Genomic DNA, 26472 nt, shown 5'->3' on the forward strand with positions numbered 1-26472 from the left:
AACAGAAAACCTTCTCACGCACTGAGAACACATCATGCCGAATCGATTCGCTCGCATTGCCGTGCCGGCGCTGCTGCTATACGCGCTCGCTGTACCGGCCGTCCACGCCGCGCCCTACATTCCCGCCAGCGGCAGCACCGTGGTCGAACGCCTGCCGCGCCGCGCCGACCCGGCCCAGCGCGAGCTGGCAGCCCTGCGCGCGCAACTGGCCGCCAGCCCCAGGGATCTGGCGCTGGCCACGCGCACCGCGCAGCGCTACATCACGGTGGCGCGCCAGGAAACCGATCCACGCTACTTCGGCTACGCGCAAGCTGCGCTGGCGCCGTGGTGGGCGATGGCGGCGCCCCCGCCCGAGGTGCGCCTGCTGCGCGCCATCCTGCTGCAAAGTACCCACCACTTCGCCGAAGCGCTGCGCGACCTCGATGCCATCGTCGCCGCCGACCCTAAAAATTCGCAAGCCTGGCTCACGCGCGCCATCGTGCAAACAGTGCGCGGCGACTACGAGGCCGCCACCGCAAGCTGCGCCCGCCTGTCGTCGCTGTCGACCGAACTGGTGACGATCACCTGCGTGGCCAACGTCGGCACCGTGACCGGACGCTCGGCCAAGAGCGAAGCCCTGCTCGACCTCACCCTGCGCCGCAACCAGGACGCCGACGCCGGCATGCAGGTCTGGGTCCTGACCCTGCTCGGCGAAATGGCGCAGCGCCGCGGCGACGCCAAAGTCGCCGAAGTACGCTTCAAGCGCGCGCTGGCGCTCGATGCGCGCGACAGCTACCTGCTCGGCGCCTACGCCGACTTCCTGCTCGATCAGCAGCGCGCGCCCGACGTGATCGCGCTGGTCAAGGACCACACCCGCATCGACGGCCTGCTGCTGCGCCATGCGCTGGCCCTGCGCCAAAACGGCGCGGCCGGCGATGCGCTGCGCAATGCCGACGCCGAACTCAAGGCGCGCTTCGACGCCGCCATGCGGCGCGGCGACACCGTCCACCAGCGCGAACAGGCGCGCTACGAGCTGCACATCCGCGGCGACGCCAAAACCGCGCTGGCGCTGGCGCTGCAAAACTGGGCGGTGCAGAAGGAATCGGCCGACATGCGCGTGCTGCTCGAAGCTGCCGCCAAGGCCGGCGACAAGGCCGCCGCCGCACCGGTCATCGATTGGGTGGCAGAACATGCGGTGGAAGACGTGGCCGTGGCGCGCCTGGTCAGGCAGATCAAGGCGGGCGCATGATGGGCCGCTACCTCATTGGCCTGCTGATGTTGGCGCTGGTGCTGGTGGCCGCTCCGGCGCGCGCACACAAGCCGAGCGACAGCTACCTGACCCTCAAGGTCGCCGGCCAGCAGGTCGACGGCCAGTGGGACATCGCCCTGCGCGACCTCGATTTTGCCCTGAACCTCGACCAGAACGGCGACGGCGACCTGACCTGGGATGAAATCCGCGGCCAGCACGCCGCCATCGCCAACTACGCGCTGGCGCGTCTTGCGCTCACCAGCGGCGACGCGGCCTGCCCCATCGTGGCCGGCGAGCAGCTGATCGACCAGCACACCGACGGCGCCTACACGGTGCTGCGCTTTCGCGCCACCTGCGCAACGGGTGGCGCGGCGCTCGGCGTTGGCTACCGCCTCTTCGCCGACCTCGATCCTCAGCACAAGGGGCTGGTGAAGCTGGAGCACGACGGCGTGACCTCGACCGCCATTTTCAGCCCGGAAGCGGCGCGCCAGGAGCTGCTGCTCCGCGCGCCCGGCAAGCTTGCCCAGTTCGCCGACTACGTCAGGCACGGCGTGTGGCATATCTGGATCGGCTTCGATCACATCCTGTTCCTGCTTTCGCTGCTGCTGCCGGCGGTGCTCGCGCCAATCGCCATGAAGCAGGACCAGACCCTCAGGGCGGCCTTTATCGATGTGCTCAAGGTGGTGACCGCGTTCACGCTGGCGCACTCGCTGACCCTGACCCTGGCCAGCCTGCAGGTGCTGGCGCTGCCCTCGCGCTGGGTGGAGTCGGCGATCGCGGCCTCGGTGGTGCTGGCGGCGGTGAACAATATCGTCTCGCTGTTTCGCGGACGGCGCCCGCTGGCGGCGTTCGTGTTCGGGCTGATTCACGGCTTCGGCTTTGCCGGCGTGCTGGCCGACCTGGGCCTGCCGCAAGGTGCGCTGGTGTTAAGCCTGGCCGGCTTTAACGTGGGCGTGGAACTGGGGCAGCTGGCCATTGTGGCCGTCTTCCTGCCGCTGGCTTACCTGACGCGCCGCACCTGGTTCTACCGCCAGTTGATGACCACCGGCTCGGTCGTCATCGCATTGATCGCTGCCGTATGGCTGTTCGAGCGCGCTTTCGATATGAAAGTGCTGCCCGTGTAAAGAGTAAGTGCGTGGTTTTGGGGACGGAGCCGCATTCCACCGTGCGCCCCGTCCTCCTTTTTTACACCGCGATCAGCTTGCGGTTGGCGGCGCCCGGCAGCGTCTTGAGGACCTTTCCGGCAACGACGGTGTAGCTGGTCGACTTGACCGTGCTGACGTAGCGGTACTCGGCGCGCGTTTCGGTCGGCGTCACCGACACCACCATGAAGCCGCGCGACTTCGTTTCCCCATACACCAGCGGCCCGATGATCTGTTCCAGGCCCGCCGCCACCTGCGCCGGATCTTCGTTCTTGAAGATCTCTTCAAAGCCCGGCGACGTCACCGACGGCACCCCGAACTCCACCCCGACCGCGTGTCCGTTCATATCGGCCAGGTCGCTGGCCCACGCGTTGTGCGTGTCGCCGGCCAGCACCACCAGGTTCTTGTTCAGCGCCCTGGCCGTGGCCAGCACGGTTTCGCGCGCGGCCTGGTAGCCGTCCCACGCATCGAGGTTGTACGGCACCGATGGCTGGGCCAGGATCTGTTGCTCGGCCAGCGTCAAGGTCGTTGGCGCGCTCTGCGCCTTTGCCACCAGTGCGACGTAGGCGCTGAAGCCGATCGCGCCCAAGACCAGCGGCGCCGGCAGGTTCATGCGCGCCATCAGCACCTGCTGGCCCAGCATCTGCCAGGTGGCGCTCGATTTGCTCATCTGGCCTTTGAGCCAGGTGGCCTGGTCGGCGCCCATCAGCTGGCGCGCCGGATCGCCAACGGCGGCGGCAAAGCTGGCGCCATTGAAGGCGCCGCCGGCGCCGACGTAGCTGGCATAGCCAAGCTGCTTGTCGCGGCCGATGAGGCGCGTATCGAGCATGTGCAGCGAGAGCAGGTTGCCGAAGTCGAAGGAACGGTAGATGCGGTCAGGCTTGCTGGCGTCGGGCAGGCGGATCGGCATCCATTCGTTGTATGCCTGGATCGCCATCTGGCGGCGCGCCAGGAACAGGCCTTCGGTGGCCGGGTCGTGGTTTTCCGCGCCTTCGCGCCAGGTGTTGTTGGCCAGTTCGTGGTCGTCCCACACGGTGATGAAGGGCATGCGCGCGTGGATCGCCTGCAGGTCCTTGTCGGCGCGGTACTGGGCGTAGCGGCGGCGGTAGTCGCTCAGGGTGACGATCTCGTTGGCCGGCACCGATACCCGGCCCATCGCCTCGGCGTCCTTGGCGGCGTAACCGTCCTTGGCGTATTCGTAGATGTAGTCGCCCAGGTGGATGGCGGCGTCGATGTCGTTCAGCTTTGCCGCTTCGGCGTAGACGTGGAAGTAGCCGGCCGGGTAGTTGGTGCAGCTGAACACGGCCAGCTTGACCTGCGCCAGGTTGCCCGTGCCGAGGGTCTTGGTGCGGCCGACCGGCGAAACAATTCCGTATGCGATGAAACGGTAGAAATAGGCGCGGTCGGCGGCCAGGCCGGTCGCGTCGACCTTGACGGTGTAGTCGCGCGCGGGGCCGGTGGTGGTGGTGCCGGTGGCGGCCATGACGGCGAAGCCGCTGTCCACGGCGAGTTCCCATTTGACCTCGATATCGCCGCTGGCGGCGGTGCTGATGCGGGTCCAGAGGATGACGCGGTCGCTCATCGGATCGCCGCTGGCCACGCCATGCGCGAAGCGGACATCGCTGTCGCCGCCATCGCTGCCGCCGCAGCCGGCCAGTGCGACGCCGGACGCCGCGACAGTCCCGAGCGAGAGATTGCGAAGGAACTTGCGGCGGGAATTCGGTTGGGTCATGGCAGCTCGCTATAAAGAGTTGAGAAGCCGGCAAGCTTAAATGATCGGCATGACTCGCCGATGACAATGTGCCGTAATCGGCCAGCTTTTGATGCCAGCGATGCAAGAAGGCCCGATTCGGGCTAAACTCCTGTATCCACGCCGTAAAACACGAGAAAAAGCAGCCTTCATGATTACTACTCCAGACATCGAAAACACCAACGTCACGTCGTTCGCGACCATGCCGACCCCGGAAGAGCTGCACAAGCGCCTTCCATTGACCGACAGCGCGTTTGCCACGGTCATGCAGGGCCGCGCCGCGCTGCGCGACATCATCGACCGCAAGGACAAGCGCCTGTTCGTCGTCGTCGGGCCATGCTCGATCCACGACCCGGTGGCCGGCATCGACTATGCGCGCCGCCTCAAGGCGCTGCAGGCCGACGTGGCCGACACCATGCTGCTGGTGATGCGCGTGTATTTCGAGAAGCCGCGCACCACGACCGGCTGGAAGGGGTATATCAACGACCCGCACATGGACGATTCCTTCCGCGTCGACGAAGGCATGGAAAAGGCGCGCCAGTTCCTGCTCGACGTATGCGAACTGGGCCTGCCCACCGCCACCGAGGCGCTCGATCCGATTTCGCCGCAATACCTGGGCGACCTGATCGCCTGGACCGCGATCGGCGCACGCACCACCGAATCGCAGACGCACCGCGAAATGTCGTCGGGCTTGTCGACGCCGGTCGGCTTCAAGAATGGTACCGACGGCGATATCAGCATCGCGATCAACGCCATCTTGTCGTCGGCGCATCCGCACTCCTTCCTGGGCATTAACGGCCAGGGCACGGTATCGATCGTGCGCACCAGCGGCAACGCCTACGGGCACGTGGTGCTGCGCGGCGGCGATGGGCGTCCGAATTACGATTCGGTGTCGATCGCGATTGCGGAGCAGGCGCTGGAAAAAGCCAAGCTGCCGGCCAACCTGGTGGTCGATTGCTCGCACGCGAACAGCTACAAGAAGCCGGAACTGCAGCCGCTGGTGATGTCGGACGTGGTGCAGCAGATCCGTCACGGCAACAAGTCGCTGGTCGGTGTGATGATCGAATCGAACATCGTGGGCGGGAACCAGAAAATTCCGGCGGATTTGTCGCAGTTGAAGTATGGCTGCTCGGTGACCGACGGCTGCATCGATTGGGATGCGACCGAGAAGATGCTGCGTGCCGCGCACGCGGAGCTGTTGCAGCGCCCTTAAGTACCAACACCCTCAAAACCGTCGTTCCTGCCATTGGCAGAAACGACTTCCCGCGCCAAGGCGGCACTCGGCGCGAACCCAAGTCTTTCGATCAGCCGTCAACTGCGCTACGAACTTGGGTTCCCGCCAAGGGGGCCGCCGAGGCCGGGAACGACGGTTCGACGTGTCACGACGTGGTTCGCGACGGCACACCCGGTGCTTTACAATGGCGCATTCCCTCTTATCTTCCGCACCCTCCATGATTGTTCTCGGCGTCGAATCCTCCTGCGATGAAACCGGCCTTGCGTTGTACGACACGCAACGCGGCTTGCTCTCCCACGCCCTGCATTCGCAGGTCGCCATGCATGAAGAGTACGGCGGGGTGGTACCCGAACTGGCCTCGCGCGACCATATCCGGCGCGCCATCCCCCTGCTCGAAGAAACCCTGTCCCGCGCTGGCGTGGCCATGGCCGACATCGACGCCATCGCCTACACCCAGGGCCCGGGCCTGGCCGGCGCGCTGCTGGTCGGCTCGTCGATCGCATGCAGCCTCGGACTTGCGCTCGACAAGCCGGTGCTCGGCGTGCATCACCTCGAAGGCCACCTGCTCTCGCCGCTGCTGGCGAGCGATCCGCCGCAGTTCCCGTTCATCGCGCTGCTGGTCTCGGGCGGCCACACGCAGCTGATGCGGGTCGACGGCGTCGGCCAGTACACCCTGCTCGGCGAAACCTTGGATGACGCCGCCGGCGAAGCCTTCGACAAGTCGGCCAAGCTGCTCGGCCTGGGCTACCCCGGCGGCCCGGCGATTTCGCGCCTGGCCGAATTCGGCGATCCGCTGGCCTACAAGCTGCCGCGCCCTATGCTGCACTCGAAGGACTTCAACTTCAGCTTCTCGGGCCTGAAAACGGCGGTGCTGACGGTGGTGAAGAACCACGACGAAAAAGTCATCGCCAATATCTGCGAACAGGACAAGGCCAACATCGCGCGCGGCTTCGTCGATGCCATCGTCGATGTCTTGACCGCCAAGTGCGTCAGCGCGCTGCGCCACACGGGCTTGAAGCGCCTGGTGATCGCCGGGGGCGTGGGCGCCAACGCGCAGCTGCGCGCCTCGCTCAACGCCGCCGCCGCGGCCAAGAAATTCCGCGTGTTCTATCCGGAGCTGGAATTCTGCACCGATAACGGCGCCATGATCGCCTTCGCCGGCGCCATGCGCCTGCAGATCAATCCCAACGCCGCCAAACGCGACTACAGCTTCAATGTGCGCCCGCGCTGGCCGCTCGACGAGATCAAGGTGGTCTGAAAAAACCGCCGCGCGGTGAACGTTCGGCGCGAATGACGATCCTACCGTGTACCGTATTTTCCCAAAGAATGGCAAACTCGCCCGGTTCTGTTTTTCCGGAGGTGCTGTATGCGTGTTGTTAGTTGGAATATTCACTGGGGTTGCGGCAAGGATGGCAGGATCCGCATCCATGCCATCATCGATGTGTTGCGCAAATTAAATCCCGATGTGATTTGCTTGCAGGAAGTTGCGTCAAATCATGCCGAGCTCGAAGGCAACGCCAACGCCAACCAGTTCCGCCAGCTGGCGGGGGCCTTCGGTGGCTACCAGCCGGTGATCGAACCGACCAGCGAAATCTACCAAAACAACATGCCGCGCCAGTTCGGCAATATGTTGCTCTCCAAATACCGGATCAACCAGGTGCACCGCTACCTGCTGCCGTGGCCGCCCGATCCGAACAGTCCGGCCGGCATGCCGCGCGGGCTGATCGAGGCGGTCATCGACGCGCCCGGCGGCAAAGTCCGCGTGCTGACCACGCATCTGGAATACTACTCGCCGGTGCAGCGCATGGCGCAGGTGCGGCACATCAAGTATTTGCATTGGGAAGCGTGCGAGCGGGCACGCATCTTTCAACCGGACCCGACCATGGAGCCGCCGTACCAGCTCGGATTCCGGCCGGGCTCGGCGATCTATTGCGGCGACTTCAACTTCACGCCCGATTCGCCCGACTACCAGGAACTGATTGCGCCGGACGACAGCATCGCGCTGCCGCTGGTCGACGCGTGGCGCCTGCGCCATCCGGAAATCGCGCGCGCGCCCACCGCCGGTTTGCACGGCTTCAAGTGGCCGGAGCGGGCCGATTGCTTCGACTATTTTTTCCTCACCAACGATCTGGCCTCGCGCGTGACCGAGGTGGAAGTGCAGTCGGAAACGGCGGCCTCGGATCATCAGCCGATCGTGCTCGATATCGCATGAGTCCGGCTTGGCGGCGGTGATACACCGCCGGGCGCTGCCGCGGCGATCCATCGCGCCTGCTTGTGAAGGTGCGATTGCCGCCCGGCCACTGGCAAAAATCCGGATATATTTTTCAGATCACTGCAACTTTTAGCTGGATGAGTTGCCAAATCATCTTATGAAGCGCGATGATTTTTCCCGTCCTCCCCTGCAATCACGCCCGGCTGCGCCTGCGGCCGACGGCACCGGCACGGCCGCGCAGAATCAGCTTCCGCCACGCAACACCTGGCTCGCATTTGCGATCATTCTTCTTATCAATTATCTCGTGATGAGAGCCTTTCTCCCCCCTGCGGACACACCTGTCACGATTCCTTACACGGTGTTCAAGCAGGAAGTGGCGAAAGGGAATGTGAATGCGATTTACAGCCGGGGCGAGGTGCTCGAAGGCCGTTTCGCGGCGCCTTTCACGTGGCCTCCCGCCGAGCCCAAAAAAGCGGACGGCGGCAATGCGCCGGCCGCGCCCCTCTTCACGGTGCCACCGAAGCCGGCACAGGCATTTCGCACCACCTTGCCGGCGTTCGTCGATCCCGGTCTGGAACAATTTCTGATCAACCACCGCGTCGAAATCAGTGCCGTATCCCTGCAGGCCGGCAGTGCCTGGGCTACCTTGCTCTACGGATTCGGGCCGGCCTTGCTGCTGATCGGCTTTTACTTCTGGCTGTACCGGCGCGCCGGACAGCACGGCGCTGGCCTGGGCGCCTCCATTTTCGGCATTGGCAAGAGCAAGGCCCGCCGCTACGACCAGGAAAGCGCCACGCGCGTGACCTTCAACGACGTGGCCGGGATCGACGAGGCCAGAAACGAGCTGGTGGAAGTGGTCGACTTCCTGAAAGATCCCGGCAAGTACACGCGCCTTGGCGGGGCCGCGCCCAAGGGCGTGTTGCTGGTCGGCTCGCCCGGTACCGGCAAGACGCTGCTGGCCCGGGCCGTGGCCGGTGAAGCTGGCGTGCCGTTTTTCTCGATGAGCGCCGCCGAGTTCGTTGAAATGATCGTCGGCGTCGGTGCGGCGCGCGTGCGCGATTTGTTCAAGCAAGCGCGCGAGCATGCGCCTGCCATCATCTTTATCGACGAGCTCGACTCCATCGGCCGCGCACGCGGTGCCATGGCGATTGGCGGCACCAGCGAGCAGGAGCAGACGCTGAACCAGATCCTGACCGAAATGGATGGGTTCTCCAGCCGCGAAGGCATCATCGTGCTCGCCGCCACCAACCAGCCCGATGTACTGGACAAGGCGCTGCTGCGCCCGGGACGCTTCGACCGGCGCGTGATCGTCAACCTGCCCGACAAGACCGGGCGCGAGGCAATTCTCAACGTGCATGTGCGCAAGGTGCCGCTGTCGAAAGACGTCAGCCTGGCGGACCTGGCGGCCGCCACGCCGGGCCTGTCCGGCGCGGACCTGAAGAACCTCGTCAACGAGGCGGCCCTGCTTGCCGCGCGGCGCGAGCAGTCCGACGTGCGGCAAAAGGATTTCATGGACGCGCTGGAAAAGATCGTGCTCGGTCCCGAGCGCCCGATCCTGTTAAGCGAGGCGGACCGCGAACGGATTGCGTACCACGAGAGCGGCCACGCCATCCTGGGCCTGGTCGTACCCGGCGCGGACCCGGTGCACCGGGTAACGATTGTGCCGCGCGGGCAAGCCCTGGGGGTGACGTACCAGCGTCCGCAGACGGACCGCTATAACTATCCCGAGGCGTACTTGCGGGCGCGCATCGTGGGCATGCTGGGCGGGCGCGTGGCGGAAGAGATTGTGTACGGCACCCGCACCACCGGCGCCGAAAACGATATCGAGCAGGCCACGACGCTGGCGCGCAACATGGTCACCCGCTGGGGCATGAGCGACGAACTCGGCATGGTGCAGCTGGCGCCGCGCCAGAATCCCTACCTGGGCGGCGCCATCGGCTACGGCGGCGAGAAGCCGTTCAGCGATGAAACGGCACGCCGTATCGACCTCGCGGTACTGCGCATCATCGACGACTGCCACGCCGACGCGCTACGCCTGCTGCGCCAGCACCGGTCCCAGCTCGACGCCCTGGTGCGCGCGCTGCTGGAAAAGGAAACGCTGGACGAGCACGATATCCTGGCGATCACCGGCCTGCCACCGGCGCCGGCGCTGGAGGCAAGGCCACTTCCGGCGGCAACCGGCCCGCCGGCCTGAGAGCGGTCCGCGCCGCCGCTAGTGTCAGGTGTCCGGGTGCCGCCTCGCCGCCCCGTGCCGTCAAGCCGCCTGTGGCCTTGACTGGCGGTGGTACAGGAACTCCAGCACCCGCGTGCGGTACTCGATATACAGCGCGTCATGCGCCAGCGCCACCCGGTCGCGCGGGCGCTCCAGCCGCACCTGCACGATGTCGCCGATGGTCGCCGCCGGCCCGTTGGTCATCATCACGATGCGGTCCGACAGCAGCACCGCCTCGTCCACGTCGTGGGTTACCATCACCACGGTCGATCCGGTCTGGGCCACGATGCGCAGCAATTCGTCCTGCAGGTGCGCGCGCGTGAGGGCATCGAGGGCGCCGAAGGGCTCGTCCATCAGCAGCACCTTCGGTTCCATCGACAACGCGCGCGCAATGCCCACGCGCTGCTTCATCCCGCCCGATATCTCGTTGGGGCGCTTGAGCGCCGCCGCGCTCAGGCCCACCAGCGCCAGCGCCGCACTGGTGCGGTCACGTAGCTGGCTGACCGATTCCTTGCTCGAGAACACGCGCTCGACCGCCAGGTACACATTCTCGAAGCAGCTCAGCCACGGCAACAGTGAGTGGTTCTGGAACACCACCGCGCGCTCGGGCGACGGTCCGGCAATCTCGCGGCCGGCGCAGATCAGGGTGCCATCGGTCGCCCTGCTCAATCCCGCCAGCAGGTTGAGCAGGGTCGACTTGCCGCAGCCCGAGTGGCCGATCAGGGTGACGAACTCGCCCTGCGCCACCGTCAGGCTGACGTTGCTGAGGGCGTGAAAGCGCCCCTTGCGGGTCTCGAACACCATCTCGGCGTGCTGCACTTCAATGAATTTCTTGTTCATGTCAGGTCCCCGCTTCTTCGTAGGTAAATGCCTTGGCCAGGGCCACCAGGGCAAGTTCAAGCGCCAGCCCGACCACGCCGATGACGACGATGGCGATCAGGATGTGCGGCACGTTCAGGTTGTTCCACTCATCCCACACCCAGAAGCCGATGCCGACCCCGCCCGTCAGCATTTCAGCGGCGACGATCACCAGCCAGGCGGTGCCGATGGCCAGGCGTACGCCGGTCAGCATGTAGGGCAAGACCGACGGCAGCAGGATTTTGGTGAAGATTTTCCATTCCGACAGTTGCAGCACGCGCGCGACGTTCATGTAGTCCTGCGGCACGCGCTGCACGCCAGCGGCGGTATTGACGATCATCGGCCAGATCGAGCAGATGAAGATCGACCAGATCGCCGCCGGATCGGCCGACTTGAACACCAGCAAGCCAATCGGCAGCCAGGCCAGCGGCGAGACGGGCTTGAGCAGGCTGATGATGGGATTGAACATGCCCGCCAGAAAATGGAAGCGCCCGATCATGAAGCCGAGCGGAATGCCGACCGCGGCCGCCAGACCGAAGCCGAGCGCCACACGCTTGAGCGAGGCCAGGATATTCCAGCCAATGCCCTGGTCGTTGGGGCCGTTTCGGTAGAAAGGATCGGCGAACATGCGCACCGCTTCGGCGAAGGTTACGGCGGGCGAGGGAAAGCTGGTGTTGTTGACCGATAAGATCTGCCACAGCAGCACCAGCAAGCCCAGTCCCATCAACGGCGGCAGCAGCGCCAAAACCACGCCGCGCAGGCGCGAGCTGCCATCGCTCAGCATCACGCCCTGGCTGGCGAGGCGCTCGCTGCGCGGGCGTTTTTCAGGCACCGGCGCGGCCTGCGGCACAGCGCTCGGGGTAGTCGGCATCGATTCGAGCACGGCACTCATCATGGGCTCCCGGTTAGGCTCTGATCTTGAAGGATTCGGCGTAGGCCTTGGGATTCTTGCCATCCCAGACCGTTCCGTCGAGCATTTTCACCGTGCGTAGCGGCGACTTGGGCACGCTCGCCTTGGCCATGGCGGCCGCCTCGGTGTAGAGCCCGATCTGGCTCACGCTGGTGGCGGTGGCCAGGTAATCCGGTTCGGTCTTGAGCAAGCCCCAGCGCTTGTGCTGGGTCAGGAACCACATGCCATCGGACAGGTAGGGATAGTTGACCGAGCCGTCGTTGTAGAACTTCATGTAGTTGGGGTCGTCCCAGGTCTTGCCCAGGCCGTTCTGGTAGCGCCCCAGGATGCGCTGGTTGATGACATCGACCGAGGTGTTCACGTACGACTTGTCGGCGATGGTGGCGGCCATCTTGGTTTTGTTGACGAGGCCGGCGTCGATCCACTTGCTCGCTTCCAATACGGCGGCGATCAGGGCGCGTGCACTGTTCGGGTATTTTTTGGCCCATTCGAGTGTGGTGCCGAGGGTTTTTTCCGGGTGGTCTTTCCAGATATCCTGGGTGGTGGCGGCGGTGATGCCGACGCCGTCGACGATGGCGCGGTGGTTCCACGGCTCGCCCACGCAAAAGCCATCCATGTTGCCGACCCGCATATTGGCCACCATCTGCGGGGGCGGCACGGTGATGACCTTGGCGTCCTTGAGCGGGTTGATGCCGTAGGTGGCCAGCCAGTAGTACAGCCACATTGCGTGGGTGCCGGTCGGGAAGGTCTGGGCGAAGGAGTATTCGCGCTTATCGGTCTGCATCAGTTTGGCGAGCGACGCGCCGTCCACGCCGCCCTTGTCGGCCACTTTTTTGGAGAGGGTGATGGCTTGGCCGTTGTGGTTCAGGTTCATCAGGACCGCCATGTCCTTCTTGGCGCCGCCCACGCCCATCTGGACGCCGTACAGCAGGCCGTAGAGCACGTGCGCGGCGTCGAGTTCGCCGTTGACCAGCTTGTCGCGCACGCTGGCCCAGGACGATTCCTTGCTCAGGACGATCTTGATGCCGTATTTTTTGTCGAAGCCGAGTACCGAAGCCATCACCACCGAGGCGCAGTCGGTCAGGGGGATGAAGCCGATCTTGATTTCTTCTTTTTCGGGTTTGTCGGAGCCGGCGGCGAAGACACCGCCGCCGGCAAGGCCGGTCAGCGAGGCGGCGGCGCCGGCCTTGAGCAGGGTGCGGCGGGTCAGGGTGGTGCGGTCGGTCGTCATGGTTCCCTCGTTTGGCAAGCGAGGCGCAGGCGTGCGCCGTTACCAAAGCATCAGCAAATGGCGTGCCAAGGGGAAATGAGAGTGAGAGAGGAAGAACTTAGCGGCGGAAAGCGCCGTGATGGGAGGTTTTCGGCACCGTTATTGTGCGGTGCACCAGAACGGGTGGGCTGCCCGCTGAACCGTCGTTCCTGCCATTGGCAGAAACGACTACCCGCGCAGGGACTAAGCGCTCCTGCGGGAACGACAAATTAGCGTTGAACGGTCACGCCCTTCCAGAACGCCACATGCCCGGCAATCTGCTTGGCCGCATCGAACGGCGCGCGGTAGGTCCACACCGCATCGCGGTTGGTTTCGCCATCGACCAGCAAGCTGAAATAGTTCGCCGTGCCCTTCCACGGACACTTGGTCTCGGTCGCGCTCGGCTGCAGATACTCCTGCCTGACCGCCGACATCGGGAAATACACATTGTTTTCGACGATCTGCACCTGATCTTCGGGCGCGTCGGCGATCACGGCGCCGTTCCAGCTTGCTGTAGGCATCTCAATGCTCCTGTGACGTGGATTCGGCTGCGATCTGGCGCAGCGCCTGCTCGAACACTTCCGGCGGCTGCCCGCCCGAAATCAGGTGCCGCTCGTTGATGATGATGGCCGGCACCGAACTGATGCCCTGCTGCTGATAAAACCGCTCGCGCTCGCGCACCTCGCCCGCATACGCGCCGCTGGCGAGCACCTCGGCCGCCTGCGCGGCGTCCAGGCCCACTTCGCCCGCCACCCGCGCCAGCACGGCGTGGTCGCCCGGACTCTCGCCCTTGGTGAAGTAGGTCTCGAACAGCGCCATTTTCAGTTCGCGCTGGCGCCCCTGCAGCTCGGCCCAGTGCAGCAGGCGGTGCGCGTCGAAGGTGTTGTAGATGCGGCTGCGCGCATCCATGTCGAAGCGAAAGCCCAAATCGGCGCCGCGGGCGCGGATCATGTCGCGCGTCTGCGCGCCCTGCTCCGGCGTGGCGCCGTATTTTTCAGTGAGGTGTTCACCGATGTCCTGGCCTTCGGCAACCATGTTCGGATTGAGCTCGAAGGGCTGGAAGTGCAGTTCGGCGCTCGCCACGCCGTCCAGGCGGCCCAGCGCCTGTTCCAGCGACTTGAGGCCAATCACGCACCAGGGGCAGGAGATATCGGATACAAAATCAATTTTCAGCTTGGTCACCAGGTGCTCCTGTCGGTCGGGCGTTCCATTCTAGCGCCAAGCGGCACATCGCACCCGCACACCCTATTTTTTGGCGCCCGCTGATTTGCTGCCGATCTTGCTTTCCTTGCCGGCCATCAGGTTGGCGATGTTCTGGGTATGGCGGTACAGCAGCAGCGAACTCATCGCCACCACGGCGAAAAACAGTTCATCGATGCCGAACGCCAGACCGTAGTAAATCGGTGCCAGGATCGCGGCCACCAGCGCCGCCAGCGAGGAGTAGCGCGAGACGAAGGCGACCACCAGCCAGGTCGCCAGCACCGCCAGGCCCAGCCAGACATTAATGCCGATCAGCACGCCCAGGATGGTGGCCACGCCCTTGCCGCCCACAAAACGGAAGAACACGGGCCACAGGTGCCCCAGGAACACGGCAACGGCCACCAGCGCGATGCCGGCCGTGCCCACGCCATACTCGCCCGACAGGCGCACCGCCAGCCAGACCGCGAACCAGCCCTTGGCGGCGTCGCCGATCAGGGTGGCAATCGCCGCGCCCTTGTTGCCGCTGCGCAGCACGTTGGTCGCGCCCGGGTTCTTGGAACCGTAGGTGCGCGGGTCCGACAGGCTGAACAGGCGGCTCATCACCACGGCAAATGAAATCGAGCCGATCAGATAGGCGACGATAGTGAAAATTGCTGTATTCATTGTTGTCTCTCTCGTTGGGAAGAGGCGCCATGCGCCGGGCGTGAATATACACCATAGTCGCGGCCGGCTCACCCCTGCTTACCCCTGTTCACCCTCTTGCCGGGGCCGTTCGGGACGCTCTTTCATCAACGGCGCAACATCCACCCCATCAGACCTTGGCCCGCAGCGGCACGGTCAGCCTGCGCGGAGAACATCGTGCGCTCTTCCCTGCGGCCCATGTCATTCAATCAGCATGTCCATGGCCCAAGCGAAGTCCGATCATGCAAGGCGCCGAAAAAAGGGACGCACAACGCAAAACGGCCCTTTCGGGCCGCTTTGCGTTACCAGGGGCTCACTGGCCCCCGCCTCGTTACAGTGCGCTGTCGCGCTCCTGCTTGACCAGCATCGTATTGACGCCATCGGAGAGGCTGAATTCGAACGCGCCACCGGCTGGCAGCGGGCCCAGGGACAAGACCGCGTTGCCGCTTTGCAGATCCTGCGCCAGGGTCGAGCGCTTGGCATCGGTGACCAAGGTCACCGTCAGGTAAGGATAGCGCGAATGATCCCAGTTCAGTTGCACCTTGCCGGCCTGCTCGCGCACCTGCACCACGGCTCTCCCGCCTTGGACGCTGCCTTCCGGGGTCGGGCGGGCGGTCGACTGCATCAGGTTGGCCGAACCCTTGACCACCGAAATACTGACGATCGGGCCCGGGTTCGGAATCGACAAGCTGAAGTTCTGCGACTTCATTTCCTCGGCATGGTCGACCACCAGCGTGGAGAACGGATAGTCGAGCGCGCCTTTGGCCGTCACGATACGCAAGGTGTACTCGCCCTTGTCCTGCACCCGGGCGCGGCCGACGTACGATTTCAGGGGCGACAGCGTTGCCTTGTCGCCGCTGATCTGGCCGCTGACCAGGATCAGATCCTGCGGTGCATTGTCAGCCGTCGCCTTCATGAGCGTGTCCGCCGGGGTCAGGAAGGCCTGCATCAGATTGGTGTTGTAGTCCGAGAAGGTGCTGCCGCCGCAATAACTCATGATGTCATGCGTATTCGGGTTGCGCGGATCGAAGAAGGCAGACCTGCTGAACAGATAACCCCAGGTGTAGTGGGTGCCCGTACCCAGCTGCGCGTTCGGGTAGGGATACTTCGGGTCCGGCGAGCCGGCGCCGCCGCAAGCGGCGTGGTTCAGACGGTAGTTGTGGCCCAGTTCATGGACCACGATACCGCGCAAGCCATCTTCATTCATCGATGGAATATCTGCGGCAACGCCGCTGGTGCCCGGCACATAGGCCAGGCCGGCCAGGCCGTAGGTCGCTTTCGGAATGAAGCCGAAGTAATGCTGGCGATCGTTGGCGTTTTCCAGGCGGTGCAAGTCGGCGATTTCGCCCAGGATTTTACCGAACGCATCGCGCCACTCGGTTTCATTGACGGGCAGGCGCGTCACGCGCGACGACACATACGCGGCGCGGCCGAACTGGTTCACGCCCGACACCGGAATGCGATCCTGGACGAAGTCGCGCAGGTTGCCGACGACACGGCCGACCGAACTACCGATCTGGACCGGAATGGTGACCAGCTCCATCGGAACTCCACCGCCAACGCGCGGATTGATGGTCTTGTTCTGGCCATTCGCCAGGACCACGCTCAGGCGCAGGCCAGGGCGGACCAGGTCGGCCGGCACCACCGCGATGTACGAGGTGTTCGCATCGGGCACGACCGGCACGCTGGCTGGAAGTGCACCGGCCGGCTTATTCAGGGCAATTTCACGCAGCACATTGCCATTCGCATCCTTGACCTGGACTTTGCCGTCCGGCTTGGCCACGCCTGGGGTGTTGCTCAGGGCATTGACCTTGACCATCACCGCCTTGCCCCTGATCAAAATCAGGGCGCTGTCGCCGCTGTCGAACAGCTGCGATTGCGCCAGCTGGATGCTGCCGATGCGTGGATCGCCAGCAACCGGTGGCGTGGCGTCGGCAATCGGCGCGCCGGGGATATAGCAGCTTTTCACCAGGCCGGGGGCCGGGTTGGCCATGGCGGTCGTGTTGCAATCGACACCGTCGGTCTTGGTATAGGTGTAATACTTGCCTTCCGCCCCGAACAGCACCGCACTGGTGCCGCTGAAATTGCAGCGGCCGCCTTCCGGAGCGCACAAGGTCCACGTGACGGCGGCCTTGTCGCAGCGTTTGGCGATGCCCGGCGTCGGATCGCCGAACACATTGCTGTTGCAAGCGACGCCGCCGGTCGCCGTCTTGCTCATGAAGCTGGTGCCGGAACCATAGCGCACGGTGCGCGTATCGCCGAAAGCGCACTGGCCGCCCTCGGTGCCGCACGCTTCCCAGGTGCTGGTGACTTCGCAACGCTTGGCCGCGCCCGGCGCCGGATCGCCGAAGGTGGCGTTGTTGCAGGAGGCGCCCCAGCCCAGCGTCTTGCTGACGAAGCGGTCGCCCGCGCCATAGCGCACGGTCTGGTTGCCGGTGAAAACGCAACGGCTGTTTTCGTTCGCGCAAAATGTCCATCGCGTGGTCGATGCAGCGGCGGCCACGCCCATGGCGCTGGTAATGGCGGTCGGGGCGGCGCCGGCATCGGCCACGCCGGCAGCGCTGCCCGCGTTGGCGCCGCCGCCAGTCATCACCCCGGTTCCGGCCGCATCGGCCGTGCTCACGACAGGCGGTGGGGCGGCGGCGCCGGCGGCGCGGGGGGCGCCCGAGGCGCCTGTGTTATCGCCGCATGCGGTCAGCACCCCGCTGGTTAAGGCAATCATTGCCAGGCTTTTCAACAAACGTCTCATATCTACTCCGGATCAGCGTTTCTAGGATTATTTCTATGCAACCAGGCTGCACAATATCCTGCCGAACTCGACAAAGTAAACTTTTGTTAAGAATATTAGTAAGATTTTCATAGGACATTTGTAACAAAACCACGCTTGAGGATGCGACGAAGGCATGCTAGGTGGTTTAACGGCCTCAAATACTTTCACTCATGCATTTATTCTAATTGCCAGGCAAGCGCTGGATGGCCCGGCGCCTATTCTTCCAGCGCGCAGCTCACCGCGCGCGCGCCGAGCAGATCGACCAGCACCCGCGGGGCGATACCGACCAGGTAGCCGCGCCGGCCGCCGTTGATATAGATCGTTTCCAGCGCCAGGATGCTCTCTTCCACATACACCGGCAGCGCCTTGCGCGTGCCGAACGGCGACGTGCCGCCGATCTGGAAACCGGAATGGCGCTGCGCCACCTCGGGCTTGCACGGCTCGACCGACTTGCACGGTATCGCGCGCGCCAGGTTCTTGGTCGACACCTTGCAGTCGCCATGCATCAGCACGATCAGCGGCTTGGCCGCTTCATCCTGCATCACCAGCGTCTTGACCACCGAATGCTCGGGCACGCCGAGCTCGCGCGCCGACACCGACGTGCCGCCATGCTCTTCATACGGATAGGGATGTTCGCTGAAAATCACACCGTGCTTGCGCAGGAACTGCGTCGCCGGTGTTTCGGAAATATGCTCTTTCTTGGCCATGCGTGATACGCTAAACGTTCAATGAGGAGTTTCTTATTATGCAGCAAGAAATTCGCTTTGCCACCTTCAATGTGTACAACCTCGCCCCACCGGGCGCGAAGCTGTACGACAATCTCCTGCCGTCCACGCCGGAAGAATACGAGGCCAAGCTGAACTGGACCGCGCGCCAGATCGACCTGCTCGATGCCGACGTGATCGGCTTCCAGGAGATTTTTTCGCAGGCCGCCCTGCGCGAAGCGCTGGCGCGCACCCGCCGCTACCGCGACGCCTTCCACGTCGGCTTCGATCCCGATCCGGCCGCCGAACGCCTCACGCCCAGCGTGGCGCTGGTATCACGCCTGCCGCTGGCCGCGCCCGGCGTGGCTCACCTGCAGTTCCCCGAGGGCGTGGCGCTGCCGCCCGGCAGCCGCGAGGCCGACCGCTTTTCGCGCGCCGTGATCCATGCGCCGGTGATCGTCTCGCCCGACTGCACGGTCGACGTGGTGGTGGTGCACCTCAAGTCCAAGCGTCCCGACTACCGCAACGGCGACTGCAGCGAAGACCCGCAACTGTACGCGCTGGCCTGCCTGCGCTCGCTGATCCGGCGCGGCACCGAAGCGGCGGCCCTGCGCGTGTTCCTGAGCCAGCTGGCCAAAGAACACCAGCGCCCGCGCGTGGTGCTGGGCGACTTTAACGATGTGGCCGACGCCGTGACCACCATGATCGTGCTGGGTAACGGCAATACCCTGGGCGACCGCATGTTCGACGCCTACCAGCTGCAGCAGCGCCAGGACCACCTGCGCCACGTGGGCTTTTCCATCGTGCACGACAGCCACTACACGACCATCGACCACATCCTGGTGTCGGAAGAATTCAACGCTACCCTGCCCAACGCGATCGGTGAGGTGGTCGACGTGGTGTACCTGAACGACCACGTCGTGCTGGAACTGCCCGAGGCGTCCGACCACGGCCAGGTGCTGGCGCGCATGCGCCTGTTCGACGGGCCGCGCGGCCTCAGTGAGGGCGGGGTTTGAGGTCCGGGTCGCTCGACGCCATGCTCGCGTAATACCCCTGGTAATCGTCGCAGCCGTGCTGCCGTAGAAACAGCAGCTGCTCGGCCGTCTCGACACCCTCGGCGATCACGCGCAAGTTGAGGCTGCGCGCCACCGCGATGATGGCCGGGATCAGGTCCGCCTTGGCGTTCGCGTCCGGTCCCGGGCCCGGGACCGCATTCGGGACCGCATTCGGGACCGCATTCGGGACCGCATCCGGGACCGCATCCGGGACCGCATCCGTATTCGCATCCGCAATGTCTTTCACGAACGAGCTGTCGATCTTCAGCTTGGTCAGCGGATAGCGGCGCAGGAAGCTCAGGCTCGAATACCCGGTGCCGAAGTCGTCGATGGTCAGCTGCACCCCGAGCGCGCGCAAGGTGGCGATGGTGGCCATGGTGGCATCGTCGCCGCGCATGATGACGCTTTCGGTAAACTCGAGGTCGAGAAATTCGGGCGCCAGCCCGGACAGCCGCAGCGCTTCCTCGACGCTGTGCACCAGGCCGCTGTCGATGAACTGCCCCCCCGACAGATTGACCGCCACCACCACCGGAGAGCCCTCGTCGCGCCACGCGCTCGCGCGCGCGCACGCCTGGCGCAGCACCCATTCGCCGATCGGCACCATCAGCCCGCATTCCTCGGCCACCGCAATGAACTGGTGCGGCATGAGCAGGCCGCGCTGCGGATGGCGCCAGCGCAGCAACGCCTCGACCGCGATGGTCTGGCCGCTGGCGATGTTCACTTCGGGCAGGTATTCGAGCAGGAACTCCTGGTTCGACAGCGCATGCCGCAATTCGTTCTCGATCTGCACCCGTTCGATGACGTGGGCATTCATGTCGGCATTGAAGAAGCTGAAGGCGTTGCGCCCGTTCTGCTTGGCGTGGTACATGGCCACGTCGGCGTTTTTCAGCAGGGTGTCGATGTCGGCGCCGTCGTCCGGGCTGATGGCGATGCCGATCGAGACCGACAGGCTGATCGTGTGGCCATCGCTGCGCACCGGCTGTGCCACCGCGTGCATGACGCTGGTGGCCACGTGGGCGGCCTGGTCGACCCCGCCGATGTCGGCCAGGATGACCACGAACTCGTCGCCGCCCTGGCGGCTGACGGTATCGACTCCGCGCACGCAGCCGATCAGGCGCGTGGCCACTTCCTTGAGCACGGCGTCGCCCACGTGGTGGCCGAAACTGTCGTTGATGCCCTTGAAGCGGTCCAGGTCGAGGAACATGACGCCCACCTTGGTGTGCTGGCGCCGCGCCGACACCAGCGCCTGCTGCAAGCGGTCGAGAAATAGCACGCGGTTCGGCAAATCGGTCAGGAAGTCGTGCTCGGCCAGGTAGCGGGTCTGTTCCTCGGCGCGCTTGCGCTCGGTAATGTCGGTCATGATCGCCATGTAGTTCGACACTTGCTCGGCGCTGTCGCGAATGGCCGTCACGGCTACCCATATCGGGACATCGCCATCGCCGCGCCGCACGCAGCACACCTCGCCTTCCCAGTGGTCGTGCACCGCCACGAAGTCCCAGATCTGCTGGTAGAACGAGGGTTCGTGCATGCCCGAGCGCAAGCCCGGCACGTCGCCGCCCATCACCTCGGCCGCCGCCACCCCTGTCAGCTCGGTAAACGCCTGGTTGACCGCGATGACCCGGTAAAAGCGGTCGGTGATGAGAATGGCGTCGCGCGAATTCTCGAACACGCGCGCAGCCATGGCCAGCGCATGCTCGGCCGCCTTGCGCGGGGAAATATCGCGCAGCACCGCGTAGGACCGGAATTCATGGTCCAGGGTGACCGAGGTGAGCAGCACCTCGGCCCAGATATGGGCACCGTCGGGCAGGCGGTACTCCCATTCGTAGCGGTGATTGCCGTCGATAAAGGCGCGCGCCGTCAGGGCGGCGTCGGCCACGACCGAGGTTTCGCCGGTGGCTTGCACCTCGGGCGAAAAATCGAGCAGGGTCTTGCCGACGATGTCTTGCTTGTCGGTGCAGCGGAACAGCACGATGGCGGCCGGGTTGGCATCGATGATGCGGTTGCCCTCGATCAGGACAATGGCGTCGTGCGAGCGCTCGAACAGTTGGCGGAAGTTGGTGCCCGCTTCGATCAGGGCCGTTTCGTCGACCTTGCGCTTGCTGATGTCCACTTCCATGCAGAACAGTTGCTGCGGCACGCCGTCGCGCAGTACCGGAAAGTGGGTCGAGTACAGCCAGCGCTCGGCGCCGTCCCGGCGCCGGATGTGCCAGTCGCGCGGCGGCGCCGTGCGCCCGGTCTTCCAGACCGTTTCTAGCGTGTTGCGGAAATCTTCCTCGCGGTCCAGGTGCGAGGCCAGGCTGGTCAGGGGCTGCCCGACCGCCTCGGCCGCGGTAACGCCGAACACGTCGGCGCAGGTATGGTTCCAGTAGCGCACGATGCCGTTGCGGTCGGTGCTGTGCACCGCCACCGTCGGCGCCAGTTCAAGGGCAGCGACGAAACGGTACAGGACGTCGAGCGCCTGGAGTCCCGGTCCTTCCGGTTCGACACTGCCCGTTTCGGCAGGTTTATCAGCACTCACGGTGTTCCCTTCTTCTCGTTGTGGCAGAGGCCGCCGGCAGGCTGGCCCATACTCCTTAGACCCATTTTTGACCGTGGACGTTCGGTTCCGTTTGCGCGAACGCAAAGCACTGGCCGGGAGAATTGTTTCCATTACGCAAAATTTGCGCTTTGTCGGGTTTTTTTGCAGTTCGTCGTGCACAAACGGCGGTCTGTCGCATTCGGCGTGCAGCCGGGCCGCCGGTTTTCTATAGTGACAACATGCGCCCGTGACACCATCCTGCGCCCAGGACGGTGCACCGGCGCCCCGCAAGGCGCCCCGCACCGCGCCCCAACCATCCGCCCGACCAGAAAAAGACCAAGCCACCATGAAACTCGAGACCTTGCCCAGCGCGCCGGCCCAGCCCACCCTCCGCAAGCCACGCTGGCGCGCTCCCGCGCTCGGCGTGCTGATCGTCGCCCTCGGCGCCGGCGCCTGGTTTACCGTGCAGGCGCGCAAGCCGGCCGCCGCCCCGACGGCCCAGGGCGCGGGCGCCAAAAAGGCGGCGCCGGTGTATGAACTGGCGCGCGCCGATGTGGCGGCGATCGCCGCCGGCGAGCTGAGCGTGAACATGCCCTTGTCCGGTTCGCTCGCGCCCCTGACCCAGGCCACCGTCAAGTCCAAGGTCTCCGGCCAGGTGCTGGAAACGACCGTACAGGAAGGCATGAACGTGGCGGCCGGCCAGGTGCTGGCGCGGCTCGACCAGGCCGACCAGAAGGCGCGCGTGGCGCAGCAGCAGGCCGCGCTCGACGAAGCCAATGCGCGCCTGTCGATGGCCACCAAGAACAATGCCAACAGCCAGGCGCTGCTGGCGCAAAAATACATTTCGCAAAACGCTTACGACACCACCGAAAACAGCGTGGCGCTGGCGCGCGCCAGCGTGCAGGCCGCCCAGGCCCAGCTCGACCTGGCGCGCATCGCCCTGAACGACACGGTGATCCGCGCCCCGCTGGCAGGCGTGGTCAGCAAGCGCCACGTGCAAGCCGGCGACAAGCTCTCGCCCGACATGCCGGCATTTTCCATCGTCAACCTGCAGCAATTGACGCTCGAAGCGCAAGTGCCGGCCTCGGACATCCCGCGCGTAAAGGCCGGCCAGGAAGTGCGTTTCCAGGTCGATGGCTATCCATCGCGCACCTTCCTGGGCAAGGTGGCGCGCATCAACCCGACCACCGAAACCGGTTCGCGCGGCATGCTGGTGTATATCAGTGTCGACAATGCCGACAGCGCCCTGCGCGGCGGCATGTTCGCCAAGGGCGCGATCACCACCGAAAAATCGGCGCGCCGTCCGCTGCTGCCGCTCGCCGCCCTGAGGAAGGATAAGGAGATCGACGTGGTCTACGTCGTCGAGTCCGGCAAGGTGGTGGTGCGCCCGGTCACCCTCGGCCTGCGCAACGACGATGACGGCATGGTCGAAGTGACCGCCGGCCTGGAGCACGGCGCGCGCGTGATCACGGCCCGCCTCGACGCGGTCAAGCCCGGCAGCCAGGTAAAACTCAGCGAGCCGCCGGCGAGCGCCAGCGTCACCGCCGCGCCGGCCGCCCCCGCCGCTCCGAAAGGCTGAGCCATGTGGATCACGACAACCAGTATCAAGAATCCGGTATTTGCCACGATGGTGATGGTGGCCCTGGTCGTGCTCGGCCTGTTCTCGTACCGCCGCCTGGGCGTGGAAAGCATGCCCAACGTCGCCATTCCGGTCGCCTACGTGCAGGTGAACTACCCCGGCGCCTCGCCCGAACAGGTGGAAAACGACATTACCCGCCCGCTCGAAGACGCCATCAACACCGTCAGCGGCGTGAAGAAAATACGCAGCAATTCCTGGGAAGGCCGGGCCGGGGTGCAGGTCGAATTCCACCTCTCGACCAACATGGACAAGGCCATGACCGACATGCGCGACAAGATTGGTCTCGCGCGCCCCGGTTTTCCCAAGGAAGCGAAGGAACCGTTCATCGCCCGTGAAGAAGGCGACAACAGCCGCGCCATCGTGGAACTGTCGCTCATGTCGGACAAGCGCAGCCTGCGCGAACTGTCGACCCTGACCGAGCAAGTCATCACCAAGCGCCTGCAGGGCGTGGCCGGGGTCGGCCAGGTGCGCGTGCGCGGCACGACCAACCGCCAGATCCTGGTGCATATCCGGCCCGAGGGCCTGGCCAGCCAGAACATCGGCGTCGATGAAGTGCTGCGCGCGATCCAGAGCACCAACGCCAATCTGCCGGCCGGGAACATCGCCTGGGGCGCGGCCGAACGCCTGGTGCGCATCGAAGGCAAGATCAAGGATGCGCGCGGCTTCAACAAGATCATCGTGGCGCGCCGCGCCAGCGGCCCGGTCTACCTCGAGCAGGTGGCCGACGTGATCGATGGCGAGCAGGAAGAAACCTCGATCTCGCGCATCAACGGCAAGCGCGCCATCACGCTCGAAGTGACCAAGATCCAGGACGCCAACGTGGTCGACGTGGGCACCGGCATCAAGAAAGCCGTCACCGCCATGGGCACCACCCTGCCGGCCGACATCCGCATCGATATCCTCGAAGACCAGTCCGACCGCGTGCAAAAGCAGCTCGACAACGTCAAGCGCACCATCATGGAAGGCGCGCTGCTGACCATGCTGATCGTGTTCCTGTTCCTGCACTCGTGGCGCAGCACCATCATCACCGGGCTGACGCTGCCGATTTCTGTAATGGCCAGTTTCATCGCCATGCAGTTCTTCGGTTTCACGCTCAACTTCCTGACCCTGATGGCGCTGTCGCTGTGCATTGGCCTGCTGATCGACGACGCCATCGTGGTACGCGAAAACATCGTGCGCCACCTCGGCATGGGCAAGAGCCACACCCAGGCCGCCAACGACGGCACCAATGAAATCGGGCTGGCGGTGATGGCCACCACGTTCGCCATCGTCGCCGTGTTCGTGCCGGTCGCTTTCATGGAAGGCATCATCGGGCGCTTCTTCCTGCAGTTCGGAATCACGGTGGCGGTGGCGGTGATGGTGTCGCTGTTCGTCAGCTTCACGCTCGACCCGATGCTCTCCTCGGTCTGGCGCGACCCGGTCAAGGACCGCTTCAAGTACCTGCCGTGGCTGGGCCGCGGCATGGAAAAAATCGAACACGGCATCGAGCGCCTGCACGTGTGGTACGGCAAGGTGCTGGAACTGGCGCTGCGCTGGCGCAAATCGACCCTGGCCCTGGCGCTGGCCCTGTTCGTCGGCAGCCTGGCGCTGATGCCGATGATCGGCGGCGAAATGTTCCCGGAAACGGACGACGGCTACATCCACATGGAATTCAAGGCGCCGGTCGGATCGAGCCTGGAATACACCGACCAGAAGATGCAGCAGGTCGAAGCGGCCCTGAAACCGTTCAAGGAAATTGAGGCGGCGATCACCACCGTGGGCACCGACAACGGGCGCCACTCGGCCCAGATGAACCTGAAACTGACCGACGTGCACAAGACCGGACGCCGCTCGCAGAAGGAAGTCGAACGCCTGATCCGCGAGCGCCTGCAGTCGATCGCCGGGATCACCATGTCGGTGGGCTGGAAGCCAATCTTCATCGCGATCCTGGGCCAGGACGAAGCCAAGCTGGACGCCGTGGCGCACCAGCTGATCGACAAGATGCGCGCGATCAAGGGCATCGCCGACCTGGAATACAGCCAGGAAGGCGCCAGTCCAGCCACCATCGTCAAGATCAACAACGAGCTGGCGAGCGACCTGGGATTGTCGACCCAGCAGATCGGGCTGGCGCTGCGGCCGTTCGTGGCGGGCGACCAGATCAGCCGCTGGCTGGCGCCGGACGGGCAGAACTACGACGTCAACGTGCAGTTGCCCAAATCAGGGCGCCAGAAAGTAGCCGATCTGGGCGACCTGTCGCTGGCGTCGAGCAAGCGCGATGCCGAAGGCAATCCGGTGATGGTGCCGCTGCGCCAGGTAGTCCAATTCGTTCCCTCGACCAGCCCGCAGGTGCTCAAGCGCCAGGCGCTGGAGCGCCGGGTGGCGATCTACGCCAGCGCCGAAGGGCGTCCGACGGGCGACGTGGACGGCGACGTCAAGCTGGCCATGAAGAGCATCGAACTGCCCGAGGGCGTGCGCTTCGACGTCGGCGGCGACGCCGAGCAGATGGCCGAAACGATGGGCGCGGCCGGTACCGCGCTGGGCATTGCGGTGATCTTCATCTACCTGGTGCTGGCCTCGCAGTTCGGCAGCTTCCTGCAGCCGATCGCGATCATGGTGTCGCTGCCGCTGTCGATGATCGGGGTGCTGATTGCCTTGCTGGTGACGGGCAGCACCCTGAATATCTTCTCGGTGATCGGAATCGTGATGCTGATGGGGCTGGTGACCAAGAACGCGATCTTGCTGGTGGACTTTACCAATCACGGGCAGCGCGAAGGCAAGAGCCAGCACGATGCGATCCTGGAGGCCGGCCAGGTGCGCTTGCGGCCGATTTTGATGACGACCCTGGCGATGATCTTCGGCATGCTGCCGATGGCCATCGGCATGGGCGACGGCGGCGAAACGCAGGCGCCGATGGGACGCGCGGTGATCGGCGGGGTGATTACCTCAACCTTGCTGACCCTGGTGGTGGTGCCGGTGGCGTACACCTACCTGGATAGCCTGGGCAAGCGCGTGGCGCGCTGGTTCAGGGGCAACGAGAAGGACCAGGAGCATGACGGGCAACACGAAGCGAAGCATGAGGAAGACCGGGCCGCCGTCGGCGCTTGAGCATCCGTCGCGCCATCCGTGAATCG

19 protein-coding genes are annotated in these 26472 nt (G+C 64.8%); 9 read left to right on the forward strand and 10 right to left on the reverse strand.

What is annotated here, in order from left to right:
• The first annotated feature begins 34 nt into the window (after positions 1-34).
• Together RBA40_RS22850 and RBA40_RS22855 are read left to right on the forward strand one after the other, a co-directional pair.
• The gene (locus tag RBA40_RS22850; protein ID WP_306650206.1) at positions 35-1228 is read left to right on the forward strand and encodes a tetratricopeptide repeat protein; all 1194 of its coding nucleotides are present in this window, start codon (positions 35-37) and stop codon (positions 1226-1228) included.
• The gene (locus RBA40_RS22855) at positions 1225-2352 is read left to right on the forward strand and encodes a HupE/UreJ family protein (RefSeq protein WP_306650208.1); all 1128 of its coding nucleotides are present in this window, start codon (positions 1225-1227) and stop codon (positions 2350-2352) included. Before RBA40_RS22850 ends, RBA40_RS22855 begins: the two co-directional genes overlap by 4 nt.
• Before the next feature lie 61 nt (positions 2353-2413).
• Here RBA40_RS22855 and RBA40_RS22860 read toward each other — a convergent pair whose 3' ends face one another.
• Positions 2414-4102, reverse strand: coding sequence for an alkaline phosphatase D family protein (locus tag RBA40_RS22860; protein WP_306650210.1), 1689 nt, complete (start codon positions 4100-4102; stop codon positions 2414-2416).
• Positions 4103-4274: 172 nt separating this feature from the next.
• On the opposite strand from RBA40_RS22860, the gene RBA40_RS22865 reads away from it, so the two are divergent.
• The 4 genes from RBA40_RS22865 to ftsH all read left to right on the forward strand — a co-directional run bounded on the left by RBA40_RS22865 (position 4275) and on the right by ftsH (position 9760).
• Entirely contained in the window at positions 4275-5333 is a 1059-nt protein-coding gene (locus RBA40_RS22865; protein ID WP_099882297.1) for a 3-deoxy-7-phosphoheptulonate synthase, read from the forward strand.
• 238 nt (positions 5334-5571) lie between these two features.
• Entirely contained in the window at positions 5572-6612 is a 1041-nt protein-coding gene (tsaD, locus tag RBA40_RS22870; RefSeq protein WP_306650212.1) for a tRNA (adenosine(37)-N6)-threonylcarbamoyltransferase complex transferase subunit TsaD, read from the forward strand.
• A 108-nt stretch (positions 6613-6720) separates the two neighbouring features.
• Positions 6721-7566: an endonuclease/exonuclease/phosphatase family protein gene (locus tag RBA40_RS22875; protein ID WP_306650214.1), complete on the forward strand. Its 846-nt coding sequence runs from the start codon at positions 6721-6723 to the stop codon at positions 7564-7566.
• Between the two features lie 307 nt (positions 7567-7873).
• Positions 7874-9760: an ATP-dependent zinc metalloprotease FtsH gene (ftsH, locus tag RBA40_RS22880; RefSeq protein WP_306650215.1), complete on the forward strand. Its 1887-nt coding sequence runs from the start codon at positions 7874-7876 to the stop codon at positions 9758-9760.
• 60 nt (positions 9761-9820) lie between these two features.
• Here ftsH and RBA40_RS22885 read toward each other — a convergent pair whose 3' ends face one another.
• The 8 genes from RBA40_RS22885 to RBA40_RS22920 form a co-directional block, all read right to left on the reverse strand.
• Complete coding sequence (locus tag RBA40_RS22885; RefSeq protein ID WP_306650217.1) at positions 9821-10618, reverse strand: ABC transporter ATP-binding protein; 798 nt, start codon at positions 10616-10618, stop codon at positions 9821-9823.
• A gap of 1 nt (position 10619) precedes the next feature.
• On the reverse strand, positions 10620-11420 hold the full coding sequence (gene ntrB / locus RBA40_RS22890; protein ID WP_306650274.1) for a nitrate ABC transporter permease: 801 nt from the start codon (positions 11418-11420) through the stop codon (positions 10620-10622).
• A gap of 121 nt (positions 11421-11541) precedes the next feature.
• Positions 11542-12777, reverse strand: a complete 1236-nt coding sequence (locus RBA40_RS22895) for a CmpA/NrtA family ABC transporter substrate-binding protein (protein WP_306650219.1) — start codon at positions 12775-12777, stop codon at positions 11542-11544.
• A gap of 248 nt (positions 12778-13025) precedes the next feature.
• Complete coding sequence (locus RBA40_RS22900; RefSeq protein ID WP_306650220.1) at positions 13026-13316, reverse strand: DUF427 domain-containing protein; 291 nt, start codon at positions 13314-13316, stop codon at positions 13026-13028.
• A 1-nt stretch (position 13317) separates the two neighbouring features.
• Positions 13318-13980 carry a DsbA family oxidoreductase gene (locus RBA40_RS22905; protein WP_306650276.1) on the reverse strand — a complete coding sequence of 221 codons (663 nt, stop codon included), beginning with the start codon at positions 13978-13980 and terminating at the stop codon, positions 13318-13320.
• A 60-nt stretch (positions 13981-14040) separates the two neighbouring features.
• Positions 14041-14658, reverse strand: coding sequence for a glycerol-3-phosphate 1-O-acyltransferase PlsY (gene plsY, locus RBA40_RS22910; protein WP_306650222.1), 618 nt, complete (start codon positions 14656-14658; stop codon positions 14041-14043).
• Positions 14659-15007: 349 nt separating this feature from the next.
• Entirely contained in the window at positions 15008-17425 is a 2418-nt protein-coding gene (locus tag RBA40_RS22915; RefSeq protein ID WP_306650224.1) for a M66 family metalloprotease, read from the reverse strand.
• Between the two features lie 236 nt (positions 17426-17661).
• Entirely contained in the window at positions 17662-18153 is a 492-nt protein-coding gene (locus RBA40_RS22920; RefSeq protein ID WP_306650226.1) for an aminoacyl-tRNA deacylase, read from the reverse strand.
• 38 nt (positions 18154-18191) lie between these two features.
• On the opposite strand from RBA40_RS22920, the gene RBA40_RS22925 reads away from it, so the two are divergent.
• Positions 18192-19166 carry an endonuclease/exonuclease/phosphatase family protein gene (locus RBA40_RS22925; protein ID WP_306650228.1) on the forward strand — a complete coding sequence of 325 codons (975 nt, stop codon included), beginning with the start codon at positions 18192-18194 and terminating at the stop codon, positions 19164-19166.
• Here RBA40_RS22925 and RBA40_RS22930 read toward each other — a convergent pair.
• Positions 19147-21723, reverse strand: a complete 2577-nt coding sequence (locus RBA40_RS22930) for a sensor domain-containing protein (RefSeq protein WP_306650229.1) — start codon at positions 21721-21723, stop codon at positions 19147-19149. The genes RBA40_RS22925 and RBA40_RS22930 overlap by 20 nt on opposite strands.
• A gap of 346 nt (positions 21724-22069) precedes the next feature.
• On the opposite strand from RBA40_RS22930, the gene RBA40_RS22935 reads away from it, so the two are divergent.
• Positions 22070-23302: an efflux RND transporter periplasmic adaptor subunit gene (locus RBA40_RS22935; protein WP_306650230.1), complete on the forward strand. Its 1233-nt coding sequence runs from the start codon at positions 22070-22072 to the stop codon at positions 23300-23302.
• A gap of 3 nt (positions 23303-23305) precedes the next feature.
• Positions 23306-26446 carry an efflux RND transporter permease subunit gene (locus tag RBA40_RS22940; RefSeq protein WP_306650232.1) on the forward strand — a complete coding sequence of 1047 codons (3141 nt, stop codon included), beginning with the start codon at positions 23306-23308 and terminating at the stop codon, positions 26444-26446.
• Positions 26447-26472 lie beyond the last annotated feature (26 nt).

It is taken from the genome of Massilia pseudoviolaceinigra (assembly GCF_030846505.1).
Taxonomy (GTDB): domain Bacteria; phylum Pseudomonadota; class Gammaproteobacteria; order Burkholderiales; family Burkholderiaceae_D; genus Telluria_A; species Telluria_A violaceinigra.

What these genes read in the sequence shown, in the direction of transcription:
- RBA40_RS22850 (WP_306650206.1), top strand. Translation starts at nt 35, where the DNA reads ATGCCGAATCGATTCGCTCGCATTGCCGTGCCGGCGCTGCTGCTATAC.
- RBA40_RS22855 (WP_306650208.1), top strand. Translation starts at nt 1,225, where the DNA reads ATGATGGGCCGCTACCTCATTGGCCTGCTGATGTTGGCGCTGGTGCTG.
- RBA40_RS22860 (WP_306650210.1), bottom strand. Translation starts at nt 4,102, where the DNA reads ATGACCCAACCGAATTCCCGCCGCAAGTTCCTTCGCAATCTCTCGCTC.
- tsaD (WP_306650212.1), top strand. Translation starts at nt 5,572, where the DNA reads ATGATTGTTCTCGGCGTCGAATCCTCCTGCGATGAAACCGGCCTTGCG.
- RBA40_RS22875 (WP_306650214.1), top strand. Translation starts at nt 6,721, where the DNA reads ATGCGTGTTGTTAGTTGGAATATTCACTGGGGTTGCGGCAAGGATGGC.
- ftsH (WP_306650215.1), top strand. Translation starts at nt 7,874, where the DNA reads ATGAGAGCCTTTCTCCCCCCTGCGGACACACCTGTCACGATTCCTTAC.
- RBA40_RS22885 (WP_306650217.1), bottom strand. Translation starts at nt 10,618, where the DNA reads ATGAACAAGAAATTCATTGAAGTGCAGCACGCCGAGATGGTGTTCGAG.
- ntrB (WP_306650274.1), bottom strand. Translation starts at nt 11,420, where the DNA reads ATGCTGAGCGATGGCAGCTCGCGCCTGCGCGGCGTGGTTTTGGCGCTG.
- RBA40_RS22895 (WP_306650219.1), bottom strand. Translation starts at nt 12,777, where the DNA reads ATGACGACCGACCGCACCACCCTGACCCGCCGCACCCTGCTCAAGGCC.
- RBA40_RS22900 (WP_306650220.1), bottom strand. Translation starts at nt 13,316, where the DNA reads ATGCCTACAGCAAGCTGGAACGGCGCCGTGATCGCCGACGCGCCCGAA.
- plsY (WP_306650222.1), bottom strand. Translation starts at nt 14,658, where the DNA reads ATGAATACAGCAATTTTCACTATCGTCGCCTATCTGATCGGCTCGATT.
- RBA40_RS22915 (WP_306650224.1), bottom strand. Translation starts at nt 17,425, where the DNA reads ATGAGACGTTTGTTGAAAAGCCTGGCAATGATTGCCTTAACCAGCGGG.
- RBA40_RS22920 (WP_306650226.1), bottom strand. Translation starts at nt 18,153, where the DNA reads ATGGCCAAGAAAGAGCATATTTCCGAAACACCGGCGACGCAGTTCCTG.
- RBA40_RS22925 (WP_306650228.1), top strand. Translation starts at nt 18,192, where the DNA reads ATGCAGCAAGAAATTCGCTTTGCCACCTTCAATGTGTACAACCTCGCC.
- RBA40_RS22935 (WP_306650230.1), top strand. Translation starts at nt 22,070, where the DNA reads ATGAAACTCGAGACCTTGCCCAGCGCGCCGGCCCAGCCCACCCTCCGC.
- RBA40_RS22940 (WP_306650232.1), top strand. Translation starts at nt 23,306, where the DNA reads ATGTGGATCACGACAACCAGTATCAAGAATCCGGTATTTGCCACGATG.